Annotated in this window: 19 protein-coding genes; 9 read left to right on the forward strand and 10 right to left on the reverse strand. The window is 64.5% G+C overall.

What is annotated here, in order from left to right; genetic code table 11:
• Nucleotides 1-223: 223 nt before the first annotated feature.
• Together ACTIFK_RS17920 and ACTIFK_RS17925 are read left to right on the forward strand one after the other, a co-directional pair.
• Complete coding sequence (locus ACTIFK_RS17920) at nt 224-1,936, forward strand: mucoidy inhibitor MuiA family protein (protein ID WP_439544379.1); 1,713 nt, start codon at nt 224-226, stop codon at nt 1,934-1,936.
• 156 nt (nt 1,937-2,092) lie between these two features.
• Nucleotides 2,093-3,385, forward strand: a complete 1,293-nt coding sequence (locus tag ACTIFK_RS17925) for an adenylosuccinate synthase (RefSeq protein ID WP_439544380.1) — start codon at nt 2,093-2,095, stop codon at nt 3,383-3,385.
• A gap of 57 nt (nt 3,386-3,442) precedes the next feature.
• Here the strand turns inward: ACTIFK_RS17925 and ACTIFK_RS17930 are convergent, their stop codons facing one another.
• Nucleotides 3,443-3,949, reverse strand: a complete 507-nt coding sequence (locus tag ACTIFK_RS17930) for a GNAT family N-acetyltransferase (RefSeq protein WP_439544381.1) — start codon at nt 3,947-3,949, stop codon at nt 3,443-3,445.
• A 239-nt stretch (nt 3,950-4,188) separates the two neighbouring features.
• Nucleotides 4,189-4,665, reverse strand: coding sequence for an NUDIX domain-containing protein (locus ACTIFK_RS17935; protein ID WP_439544382.1), 477 nt, complete (start codon nt 4,663-4,665; stop codon nt 4,189-4,191).
• 83 nt (nt 4,666-4,748) lie between these two features.
• Between ACTIFK_RS17935 and ACTIFK_RS17940 the strand changes: the two genes are divergently transcribed.
• Nucleotides 4,749-5,663, forward strand: coding sequence for a metallophosphoesterase family protein (locus ACTIFK_RS17940; protein ID WP_439544383.1), 915 nt, complete (start codon nt 4,749-4,751; stop codon nt 5,661-5,663).
• Nucleotides 5,664-5,800: 137 nt separating this feature from the next.
• On the forward strand, nt 5,801-6,889 hold the full coding sequence (locus tag ACTIFK_RS17945; protein WP_439544384.1) for a patatin-like phospholipase family protein: 1,089 nt from the start codon (nt 5,801-5,803) through the stop codon (nt 6,887-6,889).
• 167 nt (nt 6,890-7,056) lie between these two features.
• Here ACTIFK_RS17945 and ACTIFK_RS17950 read toward each other — a convergent pair whose 3' ends face one another.
• Nucleotides 7,057-7,833 carry a helix-turn-helix domain-containing protein gene (locus ACTIFK_RS17950; protein ID WP_439544385.1) on the reverse strand — a complete coding sequence of 259 codons (777 nt, stop codon included), beginning with the start codon at nt 7,831-7,833 and terminating at the stop codon, nt 7,057-7,059.
• A 178-nt stretch (nt 7,834-8,011) separates the two neighbouring features.
• A complete protein-coding gene (locus tag ACTIFK_RS17955) occupies nt 8,012-8,566 on the reverse strand; it encodes a septal ring lytic transglycosylase RlpA family protein (protein WP_439544386.1) in 555 nt (184 codons plus the stop codon).
• 510 nt (nt 8,567-9,076) lie between these two features.
• Between ACTIFK_RS17955 and chrA the strand changes: the two genes are divergently transcribed.
• On the forward strand, nt 9,077-10,381 hold the full coding sequence (chrA, locus tag ACTIFK_RS17960; RefSeq protein WP_439544387.1) for a chromate efflux transporter: 1,305 nt from the start codon (nt 9,077-9,079) through the stop codon (nt 10,379-10,381).
• A gap of 14 nt (nt 10,382-10,395) precedes the next feature.
• On the opposite strand, the gene ACTIFK_RS17965 is transcribed toward chrA, so the two are convergent.
• Nucleotides 10,396-11,364 (reverse strand): magnesium transporter CorA family protein, encoded by a 969-nt coding sequence (locus tag ACTIFK_RS17965; protein WP_439544388.1) that lies wholly within the window; start codon nt 11,362-11,364, stop codon nt 10,396-10,398.
• Between the two features lie 208 nt (nt 11,365-11,572).
• Here ACTIFK_RS17965 and ACTIFK_RS17970 point away from each other — a divergent pair, with 208 nt between their 5' ends.
• Nucleotides 11,573-11,932 (forward strand): hypothetical protein, encoded by a 360-nt coding sequence (locus tag ACTIFK_RS17970; RefSeq protein ID WP_439544389.1) that lies wholly within the window; start codon nt 11,573-11,575, stop codon nt 11,930-11,932.
• A 401-nt stretch (nt 11,933-12,333) separates the two neighbouring features.
• Here the strand turns inward: ACTIFK_RS17970 and ACTIFK_RS17975 are convergent, their stop codons facing one another.
• The 3 genes from ACTIFK_RS17975 to ACTIFK_RS17985 all read right to left on the reverse strand — a co-directional run bounded on the left by ACTIFK_RS17975 (nt 12,334) and on the right by ACTIFK_RS17985 (nt 15,603).
• Nucleotides 12,334-12,717 (reverse strand): bactofilin family protein, encoded by a 384-nt coding sequence (locus ACTIFK_RS17975; RefSeq protein ID WP_439544390.1) that lies wholly within the window; start codon nt 12,715-12,717, stop codon nt 12,334-12,336.
• 301 nt (nt 12,718-13,018) lie between these two features.
• Entirely contained in the window at nt 13,019-13,432 is a 414-nt protein-coding gene (locus tag ACTIFK_RS17980; RefSeq protein WP_439544391.1) for a hypothetical protein, read from the reverse strand.
• A gap of 155 nt (nt 13,433-13,587) precedes the next feature.
• Nucleotides 13,588-15,603, reverse strand: coding sequence for a M10 family metallopeptidase C-terminal domain-containing protein (locus tag ACTIFK_RS17985; RefSeq protein WP_439544392.1), 2,016 nt, complete (start codon nt 15,601-15,603; stop codon nt 13,588-13,590).
• A 284-nt stretch (nt 15,604-15,887) separates the two neighbouring features.
• Between ACTIFK_RS17985 and ACTIFK_RS17990 the strand changes: the two genes are divergently transcribed.
• From ACTIFK_RS17990 to ACTIFK_RS18000, 3 genes are all read left to right on the forward strand, one after another.
• The gene (locus ACTIFK_RS17990) at nt 15,888-16,178 is read left to right on the forward strand and encodes a hypothetical protein (protein WP_439544393.1); all 291 of its coding nucleotides are present in this window, start codon (nt 15,888-15,890) and stop codon (nt 16,176-16,178) included.
• A 127-nt stretch (nt 16,179-16,305) separates the two neighbouring features.
• On the forward strand, nt 16,306-16,725 hold the full coding sequence (locus tag ACTIFK_RS17995) for a protease inhibitor I42 family protein (protein ID WP_439544394.1): 420 nt from the start codon (nt 16,306-16,308) through the stop codon (nt 16,723-16,725).
• A gap of 384 nt (nt 16,726-17,109) precedes the next feature.
• A complete protein-coding gene (locus tag ACTIFK_RS18000; RefSeq protein WP_439544395.1) occupies nt 17,110-17,700 on the forward strand; it encodes a glutathione peroxidase in 591 nt (196 codons plus the stop codon).
• 45 nt (nt 17,701-17,745) lie between these two features.
• Here the strand turns inward: ACTIFK_RS18000 and ACTIFK_RS18005 are convergent, their stop codons facing one another.
• The gene (locus ACTIFK_RS18005) at nt 17,746-18,432 is read right to left on the reverse strand and encodes a hypothetical protein (protein WP_439544396.1); all 687 of its coding nucleotides are present in this window, start codon (nt 18,430-18,432) and stop codon (nt 17,746-17,748) included.
• Between the two features lie 89 nt (nt 18,433-18,521).
• Nucleotides 18,522-18,992 (reverse strand): YkgJ family cysteine cluster protein, encoded by a 471-nt coding sequence (locus ACTIFK_RS18010; protein ID WP_439544397.1) that lies wholly within the window; start codon nt 18,990-18,992, stop codon nt 18,522-18,524.
• Between the last annotated feature and the right edge of the window lie 85 nt (nt 18,993-19,077).

Consider the following 19,077-nt stretch of genomic DNA (forward strand, 5'->3'; position numbering starts at 1 on the left):
GGGCGGCTCCGTTTTTTTTGCGTTTGGGCGTATCGCACGAAGGCCCTGCGCGATGCGTGGGCCGGGTCGCAGGGCGTGCGCGGATCGACGGTGGCCATAATTTCGTCGTGAAACGGCCGCACAGGTGCCATCACCGCTTCGCGAGTTTTTGCGAGGTCATTTCTGCGCGCTCATGATCGCGCTTCCGCAGTCCTTCTCAACACCATCCGAAAGGTGCCTCACCGTGAAGCAGATCGTTGTCGTCGCGCTTCTTTTCCTTGGGCTGGGCGTTCGCGCCGGTCACACGGCCGAGGTCGAGGCGGTGTCTCGCATCGATGCCGTGACGGTGTTTCCGATGGGCGCGGAGGTGATGCGGGTCGCGAAGGTGCAGCTTGAAAAGGGCGAGCACACCATTCTGTTTCAGGATCTTCCGGCGGGCGCCGTCGAAGGCTCGATCCGCGTCGAGGGCAGCGCGACCGGTAAGCTCGAAATCGGCTCCGTCGATACGCGCCGCGTGTTCGTGCCGCGCGCGGATGCACAGGCCGCCGCGACCGAGCAGCGCCAGATCGAAATCGAGATCGAGCAGCTACGCGACGAGCGCTCGGTGCTGGAGGCGCAGGTTGCTGCCGCCGAAACGCAGAAGCAGCTGATCACCAACCTGACGCAACTGCCGACGCGGCCCGCGCCGGCCGCCGGCGCCGACAAGGGCGAGGATTGGGCCGCGATCCTGGCGCTGATCTCGGCGGGCTCCTCCGAGGCCCAGCGTTCGCTGCGGGATGCGCAGGCCAAGATGCGCGAAGTGGACCGCAAAATCGCGGACCTGGAAAACAAGCTCGGTTCGCTCGCTCCGGAGCGTACGGAGCGGACGGAGGCCAAGGTGTTCGTGATCACGCAGTCCGCGCTCGAGGCCGACATCACGTTGCGCTACCAGGTGGCTCATGCCTCGTGGACGCCGCTTTACGACGTGCGCCTCTCCACGGGCGCCAAGACGGTCGCGCCCAAGATCGACATCAGCCGCCGGGCGTCCATCAATCAGAAGACCGGCGAAAGCTGGGACAACATCGCGCTCACGCTCTCGACCACGCGGCCGACGGCGGGCGCTGCGGCACCGGAGCTGCGTCCGCTGATCGTCGATTTCGAACCTGAGCGGCGCGCTCCGATGCCGCCGGTCGCCATGGCGCCGGCTCCAGCGGCGCGCTCGTTCTCCGCCGAGGACGGGATTGCGGTGGCCGAACCGCAGGCCGAGATGGCTGAGGAGTCGGATGCACTGGACGCGCGGCAGCGCAAGAGCAAGGCGGCCATCGAAGAGCGGCCGGTCGAGGTGATCCAGGCGCCGTTCCACGCGCTCTATGCCGTGCCGGGCCGGCTGACGATCCCCGATACGGGGGAATCGAAACGCGTGCAGCTTGGCGCGGATACGGTCGAGCCGCAGCTCACCGTGCGGGCCGTTCCGAAGGTGGACGCCAAGGCTTACCTCTACGCGAAGTTCAATGTGCCGAAGGGCACGCCGTTGCTGCCGGGCAGCGCGTCCCTGTTTCGCGACGGGACGTTCGTCGGCACGGGGCGGTTGCCGATCCTGTCGCCGGGCGAAGACCACGAGCTGGGCTTCGGCATCGACGACCTCGTGCGCGTCCGTCATGCGGTTGCGGCCGAGACGCGCGGCGAGACCGGCCTGATTTCCACGTCGCGGACCGACAACCGCAACTATCTGCTGTCGATCAAGAGCATGCACGAGCGGGCCATCGCGCTCGCGGTCTACGATCAGGTGCCCGTCTCGGCCAACCAGGAGATCAAGGTGGACCTGACCGGCGCCACCAGTCCGACGAAGCAGAACGTCGACGACAAGCGCGGCGTGCTGATGTGGGAGGGCAAGCTGGAGCCCGACCAGGAACGGACGATCGAATTTGGTTACCGAGTCTCGTGGCCGTCGGCGCGCGCGATCATCTACCGGCAGTAGGGCTTATCGCGGGCTCCTAGCCTCTGAAACACTGGCGAAATTCGCCCGCGGCGGAAAAGCGCTTCCACTTTTCGGCTAGCGCAGTAAACCTACCAGCGATGGTTCTGGCCCCGGCCCATCAGCCGGGGCCATTTCATGACATGTGGTGAATGCAACATGGCTAACGTGGTGGTCGTCGGCGCGCAGTGGGGCGACGAAGGTAAAGGCAAGATCGTCGATTGGCTGTCGGAACGCGCGGATGTCGTCGTGCGCTTCCAGGGCGGCCACAACGCGGGCCATACGCTCGTCATCGGCGAGAAGACCTACAAGCTTTCGCTGCTGCCCTCGGGCGTCGTTCGTCCGGGCAAGCTGGGCGTGATCGGCAACGGCGTCGTCGTCGATCCGTGGGCGCTCATCGCCGAGATCGAGAAGCTCAAGGGGCAGGGCGTCGCCATCAATCGCGACAACCTTCGCATTGCCGAGAATGCCACGCTGATCCTGCCGCTTCATCGCGATCTCGACGTCATGCGCGAGGATGCGGCGGGCGATGGCAAGATCGGCACGACCGGCCGCGGCATCGGGCCTGCCTACGAGGACAAGGTCGGGCGGCGCGCGATCCGGATTCAGGACTTGCGCAATCTCGACACGATGGGTCCGAAGGTCGACCGGGTGCTGACGCACCACAACGCGCTCAGGCGCGGGCTCGGACGTGAGGAGATCAGCAAGGAAACGCTGATGGCCGAACTCGCCGAGATCGCGCCCAAGGTGATCCCGTTCGTCGATGTGACGTGGGATCTGCTGGACCAGGCGCGCAAGGCCGGGAAGCGCATCCTGTTCGAGGGCGCGCAGGGCGCGCTGCTCGACGTCGATCACGGCACATATCCGTTCGTCACGTCGTCGAATACGGTCGCGGCCCAAGCCGCCACCGGCTCGGGCGTCGGCCCGGGCGCGCTGGGTTTCGTGCTCGGCATCGCCAAGGCCTACACGACGCGCGTTGGTGCGGGCCCGTTCCCGACCGAGCTGACGGACGAAATCGGCGAGACAATCGGCCAGCGCGGGAACGAGTTCGGAACGGTGACCGGCCGCAAGCGCCGATGCGGCTGGTTCGACGCGGTGCTGGTGCGGCAGGTGGCCAAGGTTTCGGGCATCAGCGGTATCGCGCTGACCAAGCTCGACGTGCTCGACGGCTTCTCCGAGATCAAGGTGTGCGTCGGCTACAAGCTCGACGGCGAGCGGCTCAACCGGCTGCCGGCATGCGCGCACGCGCAGGCGCGTGTGGAGCCGATCTACGAGACGTTCGAGGGCTGGTCACAGTCGACGCGCGGGGCGCGCCGCTGGGCGGACCTGCCGGCGCAGGCGGTGAAATACGTGCGCCATATCGAGGAACTGATCGAGTGCCCGGTGACGCTGCTGTCGACGAGCCCGGAGCGCGAGGACACCATCCTCATGCGCGATCCCTTCGAGGGCTGAGGCGGGCTTGGCGTCGCAGGCTAAGTGGGCGTCGTAAGCTCGGCGCCGAGATGGGCTTTACGCGCCGGAGACGCAGCCGTGGAAGTCGCTCAACGCGCCCGGCTGGAGTTCGGCCGCGAGGATACGCGCGGCATTGACGGGACCCGGAAACGTGATGTGGCCCGGCGTTACCGGCTTGAAGCCGAAACGCGCGTAATACGATTCATCGCCAACGAGCACGACGAGGCGGATGCCGGCGTCGCGCGCCAAAGCCATCACGTCGCCGATCAAGGCGCGGCCGTAGCCCTGGTTGGTGAACTCCGGATCGACGACGATGGGGCCGAGCAGCAGGGGGCCCTTCACGCCGCCGATGGCGACGCCGGACATCCGAAGCGCCGCGATCATGCGGCCGTCGCTTTCGGCGATCCGGCAGAAGCGGGAGGCCTCAGCGCCATTTCCGATCTGCTCGCGCACGCGGTAGGCCGTACGCGCAAACCGGCCGGGGCCGAAAACGCGGCTGTGCAGCTCGGAGATGACAGGGATATCTTCCGGCGTGACCGGCCGGTGGACGATGTTTGAGAGCATGGACGGGATCCTGAACAGCTTCAGACGGACATAGAGGCGCGCGGGGCATGCGTGCGCTCTCGTCGCGTCATCGGTCTCAAGCTGGTGGGAGGAATGCTCATGGGCGGCGCTTTAGCATGGCGCCAGGGGTGGGTCTAGCGCGACCCATTGGCGGGGGCAGCCTGGGCGATTTTCGCGTCGCCTGTCGCAAATCCTTCGCGTCCGGGGCGGGCGCGGCGGCGTCCGTTACGGTGATGGCGTCACGGCGATGGCTTCGACCAGTGCGCGGACCGAGGCTGTTGCGTCATGATCTCGAGCAGACGCTGACGGGCCGGGGCCGTCGTCCCGTCGGGCAGGGCATCCCACGGGACGAACCGGTGCTCCGCGATCTCGGCGTTGGGCTTCGGAAAGCCCTCACTTTTCCAGGTGCGGACGACGAACAGGGCGATGTGATCGCCTGGGAACAGGTGTTGGTTGGCGTAGAGGCCGAACATTTCGGGCGGTCCTGTCAGCTCGACGGCGGCCTCCTCGTGAAGCTCGCGACGCAATGCATCCTCGACGGTCTCACCCTTTTCGACGCCGCCGCCCGGGAAATGCCATCCCGAACGGTACGTGTGCCGGATGAGGAGCACCCTATTTTCGGCATCGAGCACGACGCCTTGCGCGCCCAACGTCAAACCGCGAGAGTACCGCCAAAAGCGCTGCAGGGTCTTGTTGATCAGTTTTTCAGGCAGCACTTGGCAGTCCTCGGTGATGCCCCAAGCTGAGGTCCGGCAGTGGGCGGTTGCGGATTGGCGGCGCGATCACGACACGAGGGCAGATGACCCAGATATTCACGTTGATCCACATGTCGGACGTCCACCTCGGGCCGATCGAAGGATTTCACTGGCGCTACTGGAACATCAAGCGGGGCGTGGGCTATCTCAACTGGCATCGCGGCCGGGTGCGCGTGCACCGGCGGGAGGTCGCAAACCTCATCGCGGCCGATGCGCTGGCGCAGGCTGCCGATCATATCGCTGTGACCGGCGATTTGGCCAACATTGGTTTGCCCGGAGAATACGGGGCGGCGACGGAGTGGCTGGCGTCGCTCGGCGAGCCGGACCGCGTCTCCGTGGTGCCGGGAAATCACGACATCTACACGGCGCGGCTGCACGGGGCGTCGTGCCTCGACACCTGGGCGCCGTACATGCGCTCCGGCGAGGCCTGGACCGCGAGCGAGCCGGTGCGGTTTCCGTTCGTGAAGATCATCGGGCCGGTGGCGCTGATCGGGCTCAATTCCGCGATCCCGACGCCGTTGTTCTCCGCGATGGGCCGTCTCGGGGAGGCGCAGCTCGCGGAATTCGCGACGTGCCTCGACCGGCTCAAGGCGCAGGAGTTGATCCGCGTCGTGCTCATCCATCATCCGCCGCTGCCAGATCAGGCGCCACCGCGGCGTGCGCTCTCGGATGCCGCGGCTTTCGCAGACGTGCTCGACCGCTGCGGGGCGGAACTCGTGCTGCATGGCCACAATCATCGCGACACGCTGCTGTGGCGCAGTGGCGTGCCCGTGCTCGGCATTTCCGCGGCTTCGACGGGGCGGTCGCATCACGGGGAGCCACTGGCGCGCTATCGCGTGCTGCGCCTCAGCCGCGACGAGGGACGCACGCGCATCGTCAGTATTACGCGCGGATTGGCTATCGAGGGCGGCGAGGTGGTGGCTCTCGATGAACGCGAACTCGTTTCACCAAACTCATGAACGCATGAATTAAATGCGTTTGTGCTCACTTTTAGGCAGGTGCAAGAATGACATGCGGCCTATTGCGGGGGCGGATGCGAGGCTCCGCCGTGCTAGTGTTAACCACTCGGCGCGTGGACCAGGAGAATTCCTTTTAGATGCGCTTCAGACGACAACTCCGGATCAATCTGGCTCTCCAGGGCGGTGGCGCGCACGGCGCCTTCACGTGGGGCGTGCTCGACCGGCTGCTGCAGGAAGACGTGCTGTCTTTCGGGTGGGTGTCGGGGACGAGCGCCGGTGCGGTCAATGCGGTCGCGCTCGCGTCGGGGCTTGCCACCGGCGGGCGCGAGGGCGCGCGGGCGAAGTTGCGCGAGGTGTGGGAGGGCGTGCACAAGGCCGGCGTGCCGGACCTGCTCAGGCTCAATCCGTTTCTGTTCGGGCTCACGCATTCCTCGACGTTCGCGCAGGTCGCGGGGCTGCTGTCGCCCTATGAGTTCAATCCGCTCGGGTTCGATCCGCTGCGCAATTTGCTGGCCGAGACGATCGATTTCGAAAGCATCCGGGAGAAATCTCCGGTCGGGCTCTTGATCGCGGCGACCGAGGTCGCCACGGGGCGGTCGCGCCTTTTCCGGCAGAAGGAAATGACGGTCGAAGCGGTGCTGGCTTCGGCGTGCCTGCCGACGCTGCACAGGACGACCGAAATCGACGGCGTCGGCTATTGGGACGGCGGGTTTTCCAAGAACCCCGATCTCGTGACGCTGGCGATGGAAAGCCCGGTGCCGGATACACTGATCGTGCAGATCAATCCGCTGTTGCGGCCGGATATGCCGAAGGGCGTTCGCGAAATTGCCAGCACGACGAACCGGCTGACGTTCAACGCGCCGCTGCTCAGGGATGTGGAATTCATCCTGGCCGTGCGCGAAGCCATGCGGGGCCGCTTCGGCGCCATGCGGCGAGGCCGGCAGAACGCGCTCGCGGCGCATCGCTTCCATCTGATCGAGGCGGGGCGCTATACGGCGACGCTCTCGGATGACAGCAAGATGAAGCCGGACCTGGGGCTGCTCACCTATCTCCACGCGGCCGGGCGCGGCCAAGCGCACAAGTGGATCGGGCAGCATCTGAAATCGGTCGGGCGCAAAGAGACCGTCGATCTGGCCTTGCGCTTCCATGGCGATCTTTCGAAGGTCGTCGAGGACGAGCCGGCCGATGCGGATGAAGGCGGCGAGGCTCTTCGTTCGCGGGCGTAGCCCGACCCTGCTCGCGGGCATGAAGGCTCAGGCGTCAGCGCTTCCGGATTAAGCGGAACCCAGTGCAGCCCCCTCACCCGAACGCGACGCCATGCGGAGCATTGCTCCGCCATGACCTATCGCTTCCGGCCTCTCCCCAGGGGGAGAGGCGAAGAGGGCGGAAGGCTCTAAGGGCCGATGAGCTTGGCGTAGCCTTCCTCGACGGACGTCTCCAGCAGCGCCTTGTAGATCTTGTAATCGGGCGTCTTGGGCGTGATCTCGCCGAGCGCCAGCGATTTGAATTCCTGCCGCTTCAGGTAGACGATCGGCGCCGAGACGGGCACGTAGGACGCGCGCTGCTTGTTGAGGGTGGTGATCAGGCCGCGCATCTCGCCGGCCTGGTCGATCTGCGAGATCAGCACCATGCGCATGGCGCCCTTGGTCAGCGAAACCAGGTGGATGTACATGGACGAGGCCGGCACGTAGAGCCGTCCGCGGTGGGAGAACGGGGCGTCCGGGCGTTCGCGCTCTTCGAACAGCAGGCTCGGCCATTCGGGGTCCCAGACGATGTCGGTGCGGTAGGCGACGATCGCCTCCGGCTTGGCGAAGGCCGGGCGGATGGTGAGGTAGCTGCCGATGTAATGGTCGACGGCGGCGTGGGTGTAGGCGCCCATGTAAACCGGCGCGACGACGCCGCCTTCGCCCTTGAGCTCCATCGGCTGTGCCGTGGACATGGAGCCGAACCAGGATTCCTTGAGGCGCTGATAATCGAGGCCGAGCACCATTGCGACGTCGAACAAGGTTTGCTCGCGGACCGGCTTGCCGTGCAGCAGGTTCTGGATGGTCTTCTCATGGCAGTCGGCGGCGTCGGCCAGCTCTGCCTGCGTGAGCTTCTTCTCGACCATGGCCGTCCGGACAGTCTGGACGGCGGCCGCGCGCTCCTTGCTGCTTGGTGCTGCTTTCATCGTGCCGGAACGCCCCACCCCATGGATAGTAACTTTCCGTAATATACCGATAATTGCCGCCACCCCAAGCCCAAATGGGCCGTGTGGTGAAGGCCGCGTTTGGTTCAGACCGTGTTGGCGCAACAAAAAAGGCGAGCCGCATGAGCGGCTCGCCTCTTTGTAATCCGTGTGTTCGGGATCAGCCGCGGCCGACGACAGTGTACGAGACGCGGGCGAGGCCCTGGCCCGTCATGCCGATGGCGCTGGCTGCGCCGCGCGACAGGTCGATGACGCGACCCTTGATGAAGGGACCGCGGTCATTGATCGTCACGGTGACCGTGCGGCCGTTCGAGTGGTTGGTGACCTGAACGCGCGTGCCGAAGGGCAGCGTGCGGTGAGCGGCCGTCATGCCGTTCGGGTTGAAGCGTGCGCCCGAAGCGGTCTGCTGGCCCTGCCAGTAGTACGACGCGATGCCGGAGCCGCCGCCAGAGCCGCCGCTATACGAAGCGGCGCTGTAAGAGCCCGAGGCCTTCTTAGCGACCTTGTTGGTGTGCGCGATGGCCTTGCGAGCCGACCGGCTGCCCTTCTGGGCGGCGCTGGCGCGCTGCTTCTTGTAGGTGGCCTTCGGTGCTGCGCTGGCCGAGCCGCAAGCGACTTCGGGGCCGACGCACTGCCAGGTGGCTGCGCTCGCGGTGCGAGCGTCAAAGGTGCCAACAGTCAAAAGTGCGAGCGTCGCCAATGCAATATACCGCATAATCATTCTCCATTCGTCCCTTGTGGCAGTGCCGTGGTCGAAAGGTCCAACGCGGCAGAGGTCCACTTGGGACCACCTCTCGCCGTCCGCCTTGGCGGATCCGATTTTCATCAAGCCGTTGGGCCACAGAGGCGCCGAGAGGATCTCAGCGCACCACCAGAACTTGTCCTGCCACTCTGAAATACGGGGTTGTACGTAGCTCCCCATTCTGGTGAGCGGCACCTGATCAGTCGAATTGGACGGAAGCAATGCCAGTTAATGAACGTCGTTTTGATGGATGTTCCGTCACGTTGATTTGCCATCGTTTTTTATTGTGCACTGCGAAAGGTGCGACGGCAGGTCGCAGAACAAACGAGGTTATCTTTGTCCGGCAAGGCGCTGGAAATACGACCACTTTGTGGCATCCGTTCGTGGGTTTTGTGATCACGTCCGGCGAACCGGGTGGTGGGAGCGGCCTATCGTCCGTCATGTGGAACCGGTAAGACGCGAGGTCTCGCCAAGGACCCCGCCATGCCTCAATCCGGACCGCTCTCGACCTTTCAGCCGCCGTCGTTCCGCGAGGCGTTGGCGGTGTGGACGCGGATCGGGCTGCTCTCGTTCGGAGGGCCGGCGGGGCAGATCGCGCTGATGCACCAGGAACTGGTCGAGAAGCGCGGCTGGCTCGACGAGACGCGATTTCTGTCGGCCTTGAACTTCTGCATGCTGCTGCCCGGGCCGGAGGCGATGCAACTCGCGACCTATGCAGGGTGGCGCATGCATGGCGTCGCGGGCGGGCTGGCGGCCGGGTTGCTGTTCGTGCTGCCCGGGGCGCTGCTCATGCTCGGGCTGGCGTTGCTCTATGCCGCGTTTGGCTCCCTGCCGGTGGTCGAGGCGCTGTTCTTCGGCGTCAAGGCGGCCGTGCTGGCGATTGTCGTCGAAGCGCTTGTGCGCGTTGCGCGCCGCGCGTTGAAGAGGCCGATGGACTGGGCGATCGCGGCGGCCGCCTTCGTGGCGCTGTTCGCGTTCCACGTGCCGTTTCCGGCCGTCGTGGCGGCGGCGCTCGCCGCCGGTTATCTGGCCGCGTCGCCGGAGCGCGATACGCCTGACGTCGCCGCGCCAAGCCGCGTCAGGCTTGGCCAGACGCTCACGACCATCGCCGTGTGGCTCGTGATCTGGATCGCGCCGCTGCTTCTGATCGGCGCGATCTTCGGACCGTCGCATGTGCTGTCGCAACTGGCGGTGTTCTACTCGAAGCTCGCCGTCGTGACCTTCGGCGGCGCCTATGCCGTGCTGACCTACATGGCCCAGCAGGTCGTCGAGGGCTTCGGCTGGCTCACTCCGGGCGAAATGCTCGACGCGCTGGGACTGGCCGAGACCACGCCCGGCCCGCTGATCCTCGTCACGGAGTTCGTCGGCGTGTTGGCGGCGTGGCGTCATGGCGGAGACTGGCCGCTGCTGATGGGTGTGCTGGGCGGCCTGGTGACGCTGTGGGCGACATTCGCGCCCTGTTTCCTCTGGATCTTCGCGGGCGCGCCTTACATCGACTGGCTGACGCGCGAGCCGCGCTTGTCCGGCGCCCTGCGGGCGGTGACGGCGGCGGTGGTCGGCGTGATCCTCAACCTCACGCTCTGGTTCGCGCTGCACGTGCTGTTCCGTGAGGTCGTTCCCGTGGTGTGGGGCCCGGTCAGTCCGTCCCTGCCGGTGCTGTCGAGCTTCAATCCGGCGCTGGGCGCGCTCGCCGTGCTGGCTCTCATCATCGTGTTCGCCACGCGCAACATCCTGGCGGCGCTCGCCGTCTGCGCGGCGGCCAGCCTGATCGGATCGATGCTCTTCTGAATGCTCTTAGAGCTCTAGAGCCATCCCTTGCGGCGGAAGTAGATGAACGGGATCACGGCCGAGACAACCATCAAACCGAGCGCCCACGGATAGCCCTCGAGCCAATCGAGCTCGGGCATGTGCCGGAAATTCATGCCGTAGATGGAGGCGACCAGCGTCGGCGGCATCAGCATCACGGCCATCACCGAGAACAGCTTGATGATCTGGTTCTGCTCGTTGGAGATGAGGCCGAGCGTGGCGTTGAGCAGGAAGCCGATGCGATCCGAAAGAAAGCGCATGTGCTCGGTGAGCGATTTGAGGTCGCGGTCGACGGTGTCGATGCGCTGGAAGATCTTGCCGTCGCAATTGCGTTCCTGCGCGGTGTTGCGCAGCACGTGCAGAACGCGCTCGATGGAAGTGGCGCTTTCCGACAGGCGCGCGACCATGTCGCCGTGCGTGCCGGTGCCCTTGAGCAGCACGTCCAGCTTGGTGTCTCGGCTGCGGCGCTTGTCGAGACTGAAGACGCCCTTGGCGATCTTCTCGACGCGATCCTGGATTTGCACGATCAGGTCGGCCTGCTGCTCGACGAGCGTCTCGATGAGCCCGACCATGATGCCCGCGCCGGTTTTGCATGTCGCATCGCGGCGTTCAACGCGCGACAGGAACGTGGGAAACACCTTGCTGTCGGCGTAGCGCACGGTGACCAGCGCGTTGCCCGTGAGAATGAACGTCAGCGTGGACGAGCCGAGCGTCTGCTCGTCGATGTTGTGGGCGATGAAGCCCGTCATGTAGCTCGCGCCGTTCTCCTGGTAGAACCGGCTCGAGGCCTCGATTTCGCGCAATTCCGCACGCGTCGGCACCGAGATCTTGAGGAGGCCCTCGACGTGGTTGTCCTCCTCCTTGGTGGGATTGAGAAGGTCATACCAGACCGTATCCGGCGTGATCGGCGCGGTTTCGTTGTGGCGGATCAGGCTTTCGCCGTTGGTGTCATAAATCGTCAGCATGGCATTCCCTCGCCGCCTTGAACTCCCCCGGCGGATCCCCATACCTTACTGCAAAGTGCACTTGCCCCGATATCGTCCGTGAGCGCTTGGCCCGTATTTGGGCAGTTCCGCGCGGTATAGCGGCCACGCCCGGTAAATTTCTAAGACGCTTGCCCGGCGCCCCTGCCTTTCCCCGTGGCGGGCGGCGCCTCAAACAATGGAGTTTTTTATGACCTTGTCCAACAAGGCCGGTGTCGCTTCCGGCCAACGCCTGACTGCCACGCGCTTGACCGGCGCCTTTGGGGCGCTGGCGCTGCCGCTGCTTGCCCTTGCGCTCGCCAGTCCGGCCGAAGCGCGCATCAAATGCGTGAACGGCAACCAGATCGTCAACGGCGTGCCGCTGGCGACGCCCTATTGCCAGGACGAGCTGGTGGCGATTGTCGCGCGCGAACGCGGCGTGAAGGTTTCGGCCAACGAGATCCGCAACAATCCGAACCTCAAGCGCAACGTCTGCCAGCATGTCGGCCGCGACAACCGCATCTACATGGCCTGCATCGATGCCAACAGCGTCGGCCGCCGGCCGTTCTAGACATTTTCGGATCATGCGGCTTGGCACCGATGCGGCTCCCGCTTCTTCACCCTCCCCTTGACGGGGAGGGTGGCATGGAGCGTCCATGCGAAGCATGCTTCGCCATGACGCGAGATGCCGGGTGGGGTGCCGGGCTTTCGGGCGTGCTCCTAGATCATTCCCCCACCCCTAACCCCTCCCCGCGTCCATACGGAGCATGGCTTCGCCATGACGGGGAGGGGGACGCGTCGCGATTCCATCAGATCGTTCCGAGTTGAATGCACCCGCGTGGTCTTGGCTTGCCGTACTTCTTACGGAAACGCACAAATTAAAAGCCCTCTGCCGATCACGGCAGAGGGCTCTCCTCCCCCCAAACACATTGGCGCGAATTGCGCTGCGCGCCTGCAGCCGCCGGATCAGCCCTACGAAGTCTGCTCGCCGGCGTGCGGATAAGAATTGACGTCAAGATTGGGCGTAATTTCGGCAAGGTCCTTGGCGCGCCGTACGCGGCCGTCGAACTGGGCGCCTTCGGAGATCGAGAGCGACTGGTGGAAGATGTCGCCTTCGACCACCGAGGTCGGATGCAGCATCACGGTTTGAGCCTTGATCGCGCCGCGAACGCCGCCGCGCACTTCGATCTGCTCGGCGCAAACGGTGCCGACGACGGAGCCGTCCTCGCCGATGATGATCTGCTTGCCGTTGACGTCGCCACGGACGTCGCCGTCAATCTGCAGCTTGTTCTGCGAGATGATGGTGATCTTGTCGCCGAGGATGGTGAGGTCGGTGCCGATCAGCGATTGGCCCATCGTGGAGGCGGCGCCGAAGGGCGATGCGCGGCCATTTGTGGCCGGCGAGGGAGATGCATTCAACCCCGGAGCTGCGCCTGGCAGCGTCGGCGGTTTCGGTGCACCTGAATCTGAATTTGAGCCGCGACTAAACACGCATACCTCCCCTTGAACCCACGCGAACTGTGTCCACTATGGACAGAATTGCGGTCAGATGGAGGAAATTTGTCGTTAAAGAGTGAACGCGGCCAATATAATTGAGCGCAGTCCCGCCCGTGTTTGGGGGCGAGCCGTCACGCGTTCAATCCTGCGTTGGTGCCGCTCAGTAGCGCGGAACCCAAAGTCTCACGAACGGGGCGCGAACATAGACGCCGCGCGGCCTGACACGCACGGCCGCGAAGGGAGCGTGGACCGTGACGCGGCGGCGGCCATAGTAGCGATAGCCGTCATAGCGATAGCCGTCGTCATAGCCGTAACCCGATCCATAGCCGTAGCCGTAATAGGGCCGTCCGTAATAGGGCCGGCCGACATAGTGGCGACGATAGTATCGGCGCGAGTAATAGTCGTCGTAGTCGTCGTCATCATCCCAGTCGTGATCGACCTGGATGACGGCGCTCTGATCGCCGGGGGCGCGAGCGGTGGACAGCGGGGCGGCCTGGGCGGCCGGGACGAAGAAAAGACCCAACAACATAAGTGCAAGTGTCGAGGCCGTTTGACGCGATGCGAGCATGGCCATGATCAATACTCCTTGCGGGAATAATCCCACTGGAATGCCATGGGGGCCCCATCCCGGCAAGTACTCAGTTGGCTGGGTAATTAATATCGTTCGATAATTCGGGGGTCCGTTGGAGATGGCGGCGGCGCCCGGGCAGGGTTCGAAGCTCGCGACATCTAGAGAAACATCTCGGCAACCTGCAGGCTTTGGACGCCGACGAAGAAGATATCGAAATCGGCAATGCGGTCGCCGTTGATGTCCCCCAGCAGATACTGGTTCTGGTAGCTCAGCTGGCCTGCAACGCCCGTGAATGCGCCCGCTGCGATGAACGAGAACGCCTGGTCGCCCGCGATTTTCGTGTTTGCGTCGATCGCGCGCAGGTCAATGCGGTCGCCCTGGGCACGCGTGAAGTCCGAAATGATGTCGAAGGCCGAGCGCGTGCTTTCGCTCACGTCGTTGAAGCGGAAAACGTCGGCGCCGAGGCCGCCTGACAAGGCATCCTTACCCGCGCCGCCGATGAGGGTGTCGGCGCCGGCTCCGCCGACGAGACTGTCGTTGCCGGCCAAGCCATACAACGTGTCATTGCCTGCCCCGCCCGTCAGCGCATTGTTGAGGGCGTTGCCTGTGCCCTTGAACGCGCCGGTGCCGGTGAAGACGAGGTTTTCGAAGTTGGCGCCCAACGTGAACGATCCGAGCGCGGTGCGGACCGTATCCGTGCCGTCGTTCAGGTTTTCCCAGATCGTATCGCGTGCGTCGTCGACGATGTAGATGTCGTTTCCGGAGCCGGCGTACATGTAGTCGGCGCCGGCGCCGCCATTCAGCGTGTCGTTGCCCCCGTCTCCGTAGAGCGTGTCGACGCCTGCGCCGCCGTTCAGGATGTCGTTGCCGCCCTTGCCTGCCAGGACGTCTTTGTTCGCGCCGCCGGTGATGGTGTTGGCGAGTTCGTTGCCCGTACCCGCGAACGTCGCGGTGCCGGTGTAGACGAGATTTTCGACGTTGGTGTCGAGCACGTAGCTCGCGAGCGCCGTATGGACGGCATCCGTGCCGGCACTGGCGGCTTCGGTCACGTCGTCGCCGACGGCATCGACGACATAGATGTCGTCGCCTATTCCACCGATGAGATTGTCGTTGCCGGTGCCGCCATCGAGCCGGTCGTTGCCGGCGTCACCACGCAGCGTGTCGTTTCCGACGCCGCCGTAAAGTGAATCGTTGCCGGCGCCGCCGCTCAGCGTGTCGTTGCCAGCCATGCCGTTCAGGATGTTGTTCAGCGCATTGCCTGCGATCGTGTCGTTGGCTTTGCCGCCCGTCGCATTCTCGATCCACGTGCCGAACGCGATCGAGATGTTTTTCGTCATCATGTCGGTATTGGAGAACGCACCGGGATTGAGATTGATGCTGCAGGCGTAATTCGAATTCGACAGGTTCAAAGTGTCGACGCCGCCGGCATCGTAGATGCAGATGATCGGGTGCGGATTGAGGTTGAAGTCGAACACGGAGTTGCCGGCGGTGGCCCCGTAGCCGTAAACGGTATTGCCCGACCGGGTCGTCGTCTCGGCGCCGTACATAGCCTGGATGGCCAGCACGTCGTGCAGCATGGGCGTCTGGGGAGAATAATCTCTGCCGTCGCTCGCGATCCAATCGGCTCCGGTCGCGTCCGCCGTGAAGTAGGACATGACCGTGTATTGTTCAGAGTCTTGAGTGTATTTGGCGTCGGCCGCATACGTCGGCGAGCCGCCGTTGTAATCTCCCGGATGGTCGAGGCCCAGGGCGTGGCCAATCTCGTGGATGTAGGTGGCATAGCCCCACTGTCCAGACTGGGGATTGACGAGGTCGTTGCTACCGGAATTGTAGCTCTTATTCATCCAGACCGAGCCGGCGGCCTCCCACGTCCCCGGATAATAGGCATGGGCGTAGCCGATCCCGGTCGTCGTGTTGGCGAACTTGATGTTCGCGGCCGCCGCGTTGGCGGTGAGCGTGAAGTCCGGTTTGATCAGGTCGTCCCAGAGCTGCAGCGTGGCCGTGGCCGCCGCCTTCTGATTGGCGTTGAAGGCGGAAAAGCCGGCCGCTTCGCCGCCGCCCGGAAAAAAGCTCGTGTTGGTTGCGAACCCGTAGGTGAGAGCGCTTCCGCTCCAGTGATAGCCGGTGTCGAGCTGGGCTACGACTTGCGCATTCGTATAAACGGGCTTGCTCATCGACGTGATCCCCCAACCTGTCTTGCGGGGATCATCAGCAAAAGGTCTCAAAAGACGGACCGCAAAATCGTTCGAATTTTATGCGTTAACGATGCGTGCGGACGACTTGCAGAGGCAGTTGAAGCGTTTCGTTCGGGCGCTATCCCCCGCTTCCGCTCGTTCCCGCTCGATGGATGGACGTGCGAACGGCGGCGTGCGAGCAATTTGGAGGCTCGCGCGGATGCGGGCCGTTCGAGGGCCGGTGGGCGATGGACAGCGGGTTCAGGGGTTTACGAGGCTTCGGGATGTGGGTGGCGGCGGCTTGTCTGATGGCCGCGCTGGCGGTGTCGCCCGGCATGGCGGGTGACGGGGAAGTTCTGCATGTCGGCGAGACGACCACGCTGCACCTCGAAGGCCAGCCCTGGGTGTTCGATGGCGGGGCCAGCCGGCAGGCGCGTCTTGTGTCGGTCAAGAGCCTCGGGGCGTCGGCCTCGGCGCAAAAGTTTCAGGTCAAGGGGCTGAAGGCGGGGCAGGTGATGCTCGTGTTCCGCAGCGGCTCGAAGACCTTCCAGGCGCATATCGACGTGCTGAACTAGGACGCGTTGAACTCGCGTGTCCGAACGGCGGCTTGGGAAGGGAATGGACGCTGCGCGGGGCCGCATGGCATGGTCCGCGCTGGGGATTTTGCCGGTCCGTTCGTTCGGGCCCTTGAGGGACGAGACGATGAAAAACCTCCTTGCTGCAGTCCGTGCCGGCGCCGTGCTCGGCGTCATTCTCGCCGCCGCCGGCGCGATGATCCCGGCAAGTTTCGCCGCGAACGACGAGACGCTTCAGGTTTCCGTGGGCGCGTCGGCCACGCTCGAACTCGACGGCAACCCGTCGACCGGGTTTTCGTGGGTTCTGGACACGGGAGCGAGTGCCAACGCCGAGCTGGTGATGGTTGCGGATCAGGGATATTCGGCTGCTGCCGCCGAGCCCGGCAAGCGTCCCGTGCTCGGGGCGCCAAAAAAGCAGAAGTTCGAGATCACAGGTGTCGATGCAGGCGAGGCCAAGCTCGTGTTCAACTACGTGAAAGCCGGCGAGGATGCTCCGGCCAAGACGGCCGAATATGTCGTCGAGGTGATCGGCTCGGATCCCGAGTAGGGGCCCTTGCCGGGACGTCCCCGCAACCGTCGCGCGATATCCAAAAACAATGGGGCTGCCCATTGGACAGCCGCTCAAAGCAAAGGGGCTGCCCATAGGACAGCCCCCGTGAGATTTCGGCGGCGTACTCGGGCGATTGTTGCGCCCGGCCGCTTGTCGCTTGGTCTAAGCCACTACCAGAGGCAGATCCGGCCTGAAACCCAGCGACCGCGACATCGCCGTCCTCAAGATCCCACTCGACATCGGATCACCTCCTTCCAGTTGTTGAACGATGACGCCAGCGTGCCATGCTTCGCGAGATCTGAAAAGTTACGATTTAGATAGCTGGTGCAACCGGGTAGAGGCCATTAAGTGTAAGCTGCAACTCATTCAATGGAGTGGTGCATGAGCTTCAAGGTTGCGTTGGCCGCGCTGATCGGGTTTGCGTCGATTGTGCTGGCCGCCCCTTCCGCGTTTTCAAATGAGACTGGCATGACCGCCTGGGATTTCACGTTCACGTCGATCGACGGCAAGCCGATGCCGCTGTCGGATTACAAGGGAAGCGTGCTGCTCGTGGTCAACACGGCGTCGTTCTGCGGGTTCACGAAGCAGTACGAGGCGCTGCAGGCGCTCAATGCCAAGTATGAGGCGCAGGGCTTTTCGGTGATCGGCGTGCCGTCGAACGACTTCGGCGGGCAGGAGCCGAAGGCCGCGGGTGAGATCAAGGAATTCTGCGAGGGCATGTTCGGCGTCACGTTTCCGCTCACGGACAAGAACGTCGTCACGGGCGATGGCGCGCATCCGTTCTACAAGTGGGCGCGCGATGAGCTCGGCTGGCTCAATGCACCCAAGTGGAATTTTCACAAGTATCTCGTCGGCCGCGACGGCAAGCTCGTGACGAGCTTCTTCTCGGCGACGGCGCCCGATGCGGCACGCCTCGTCAAAGCGGTCGAAGCGGAGATCGCGAAGCCGAAGGTGGCAGTGACCGGGAACTAAAGGCGGGTCGCGGGCCGTCCGCAGGGTTTCGCGGCTGCATCTTCCCTAATCCGCCGCGACGCAGCTTGGAAACGGTGCGCTCTCTCCCGGGACGATGGGGCAGAGGCGAATGGGCGAGAGCTGCTCGAAGCGTTGCCGCCATGCGTCGTCGTCGATGTCGAGCGGTTCGGCCGCCGCCTCGCTGCGTTCGGCCCACTGGATCGTGTAATAGTCCTCGGCGCCCTCAATCGCGACGATGAGCGCCGTTTCGCTGTGCGCGGCGCCTTCCGTTCCAACGGAGCCGCAGCTTGCAACGACTGCATATGCGTCGTGGCCGTCGATTTGATCTTCGCTCAGCACGGCCGTTGCGAAAGTCTGCGGGCATGTGCGCTTGAAGCCGTCGACGATCGCGGATGCGAACCCTTCGGGTGAGGCTTCGGGGTCGGCTGCCGCACCCTTGACGCCGGTGATCGTGATCATCTGGGTCCAGTTCTCGACCGTCTCGCCTTTCGGGACAGCTTCGCGGATGTAACGGTTGGCCGTCGGCTCCTCGAATACCGGTACGAAGCCCGGCGGCTGCGTGAAGGCGACGAGCTGGCCGAAGATCGGAGAGATCGCCGTGAAACCCGCAGGCGTATCGTCATCGTCCGCGGCGTAAAGCGATCCCGCTGCGGCCGTCGCAAGGAGCAGGAGACCAAGCAGGCTCCCGCCCCGGCGGAGTCCGACGATGCCGCAACGTTGCCGGTCGTGCATCGCGTGCCTCCACCCCCTGGCCCACTTGTCAGTAGGCACTCTAACGTTATCGAAGGCTGTCGGGAATCCGCGATTTGGAGGCGACGCCGTTAGGCGTCCGAAACCGTGATGTCGTACGCGGGACCCTGGGGCGTTTGTTTCAGTGTGGGCACGAGGATCTGGTCGTCGCGGATGCGGCCGAGGTCCTTTTCGCGGTCGGGCAGGACGGCGATGGCATGGTCTCCGGTCCAGACGATGACGAGGCCGTTCTCGCGGACCGCGTTTTTGGCCCATTGGCGGATCGTCGACAGATAGGGCTCCTGCCGCCATGCGCCGGCGCGCGCCGGATCGACGTGGATCACGATGCGGCTGTTGCGGCTCTCGTAGTTGACGAGGAACTTGGCCTTGGACGGTTTCCAGCGCTCGTCGAGGTGCGGCACCTTGCGGTAGCCGCAATAGAAGATGCGGCACGGCTCCGGGCGTTGTTCGTAGATCGTGCAGCCGCGCTTCTGGTCGCAGTGCGGACACCAGACGGCGCGCGGCTTTTCCAGAACGTCGATCTCCATGAGCTTGCAGCACATTGTGCAGCCGTCGCAGGACCGGCCGGGCACGAGGTCGGACGGGTCAGATGTGGAAGAGGATTGCGGGTCTGTCATCGCCGCCGAC

Source organism: Hyphomicrobium sp., assembly GCF_051860585.1.
Taxonomy (GTDB): domain Bacteria; phylum Pseudomonadota; class Alphaproteobacteria; order Rhizobiales; family Hyphomicrobiaceae; genus Hyphomicrobium_C.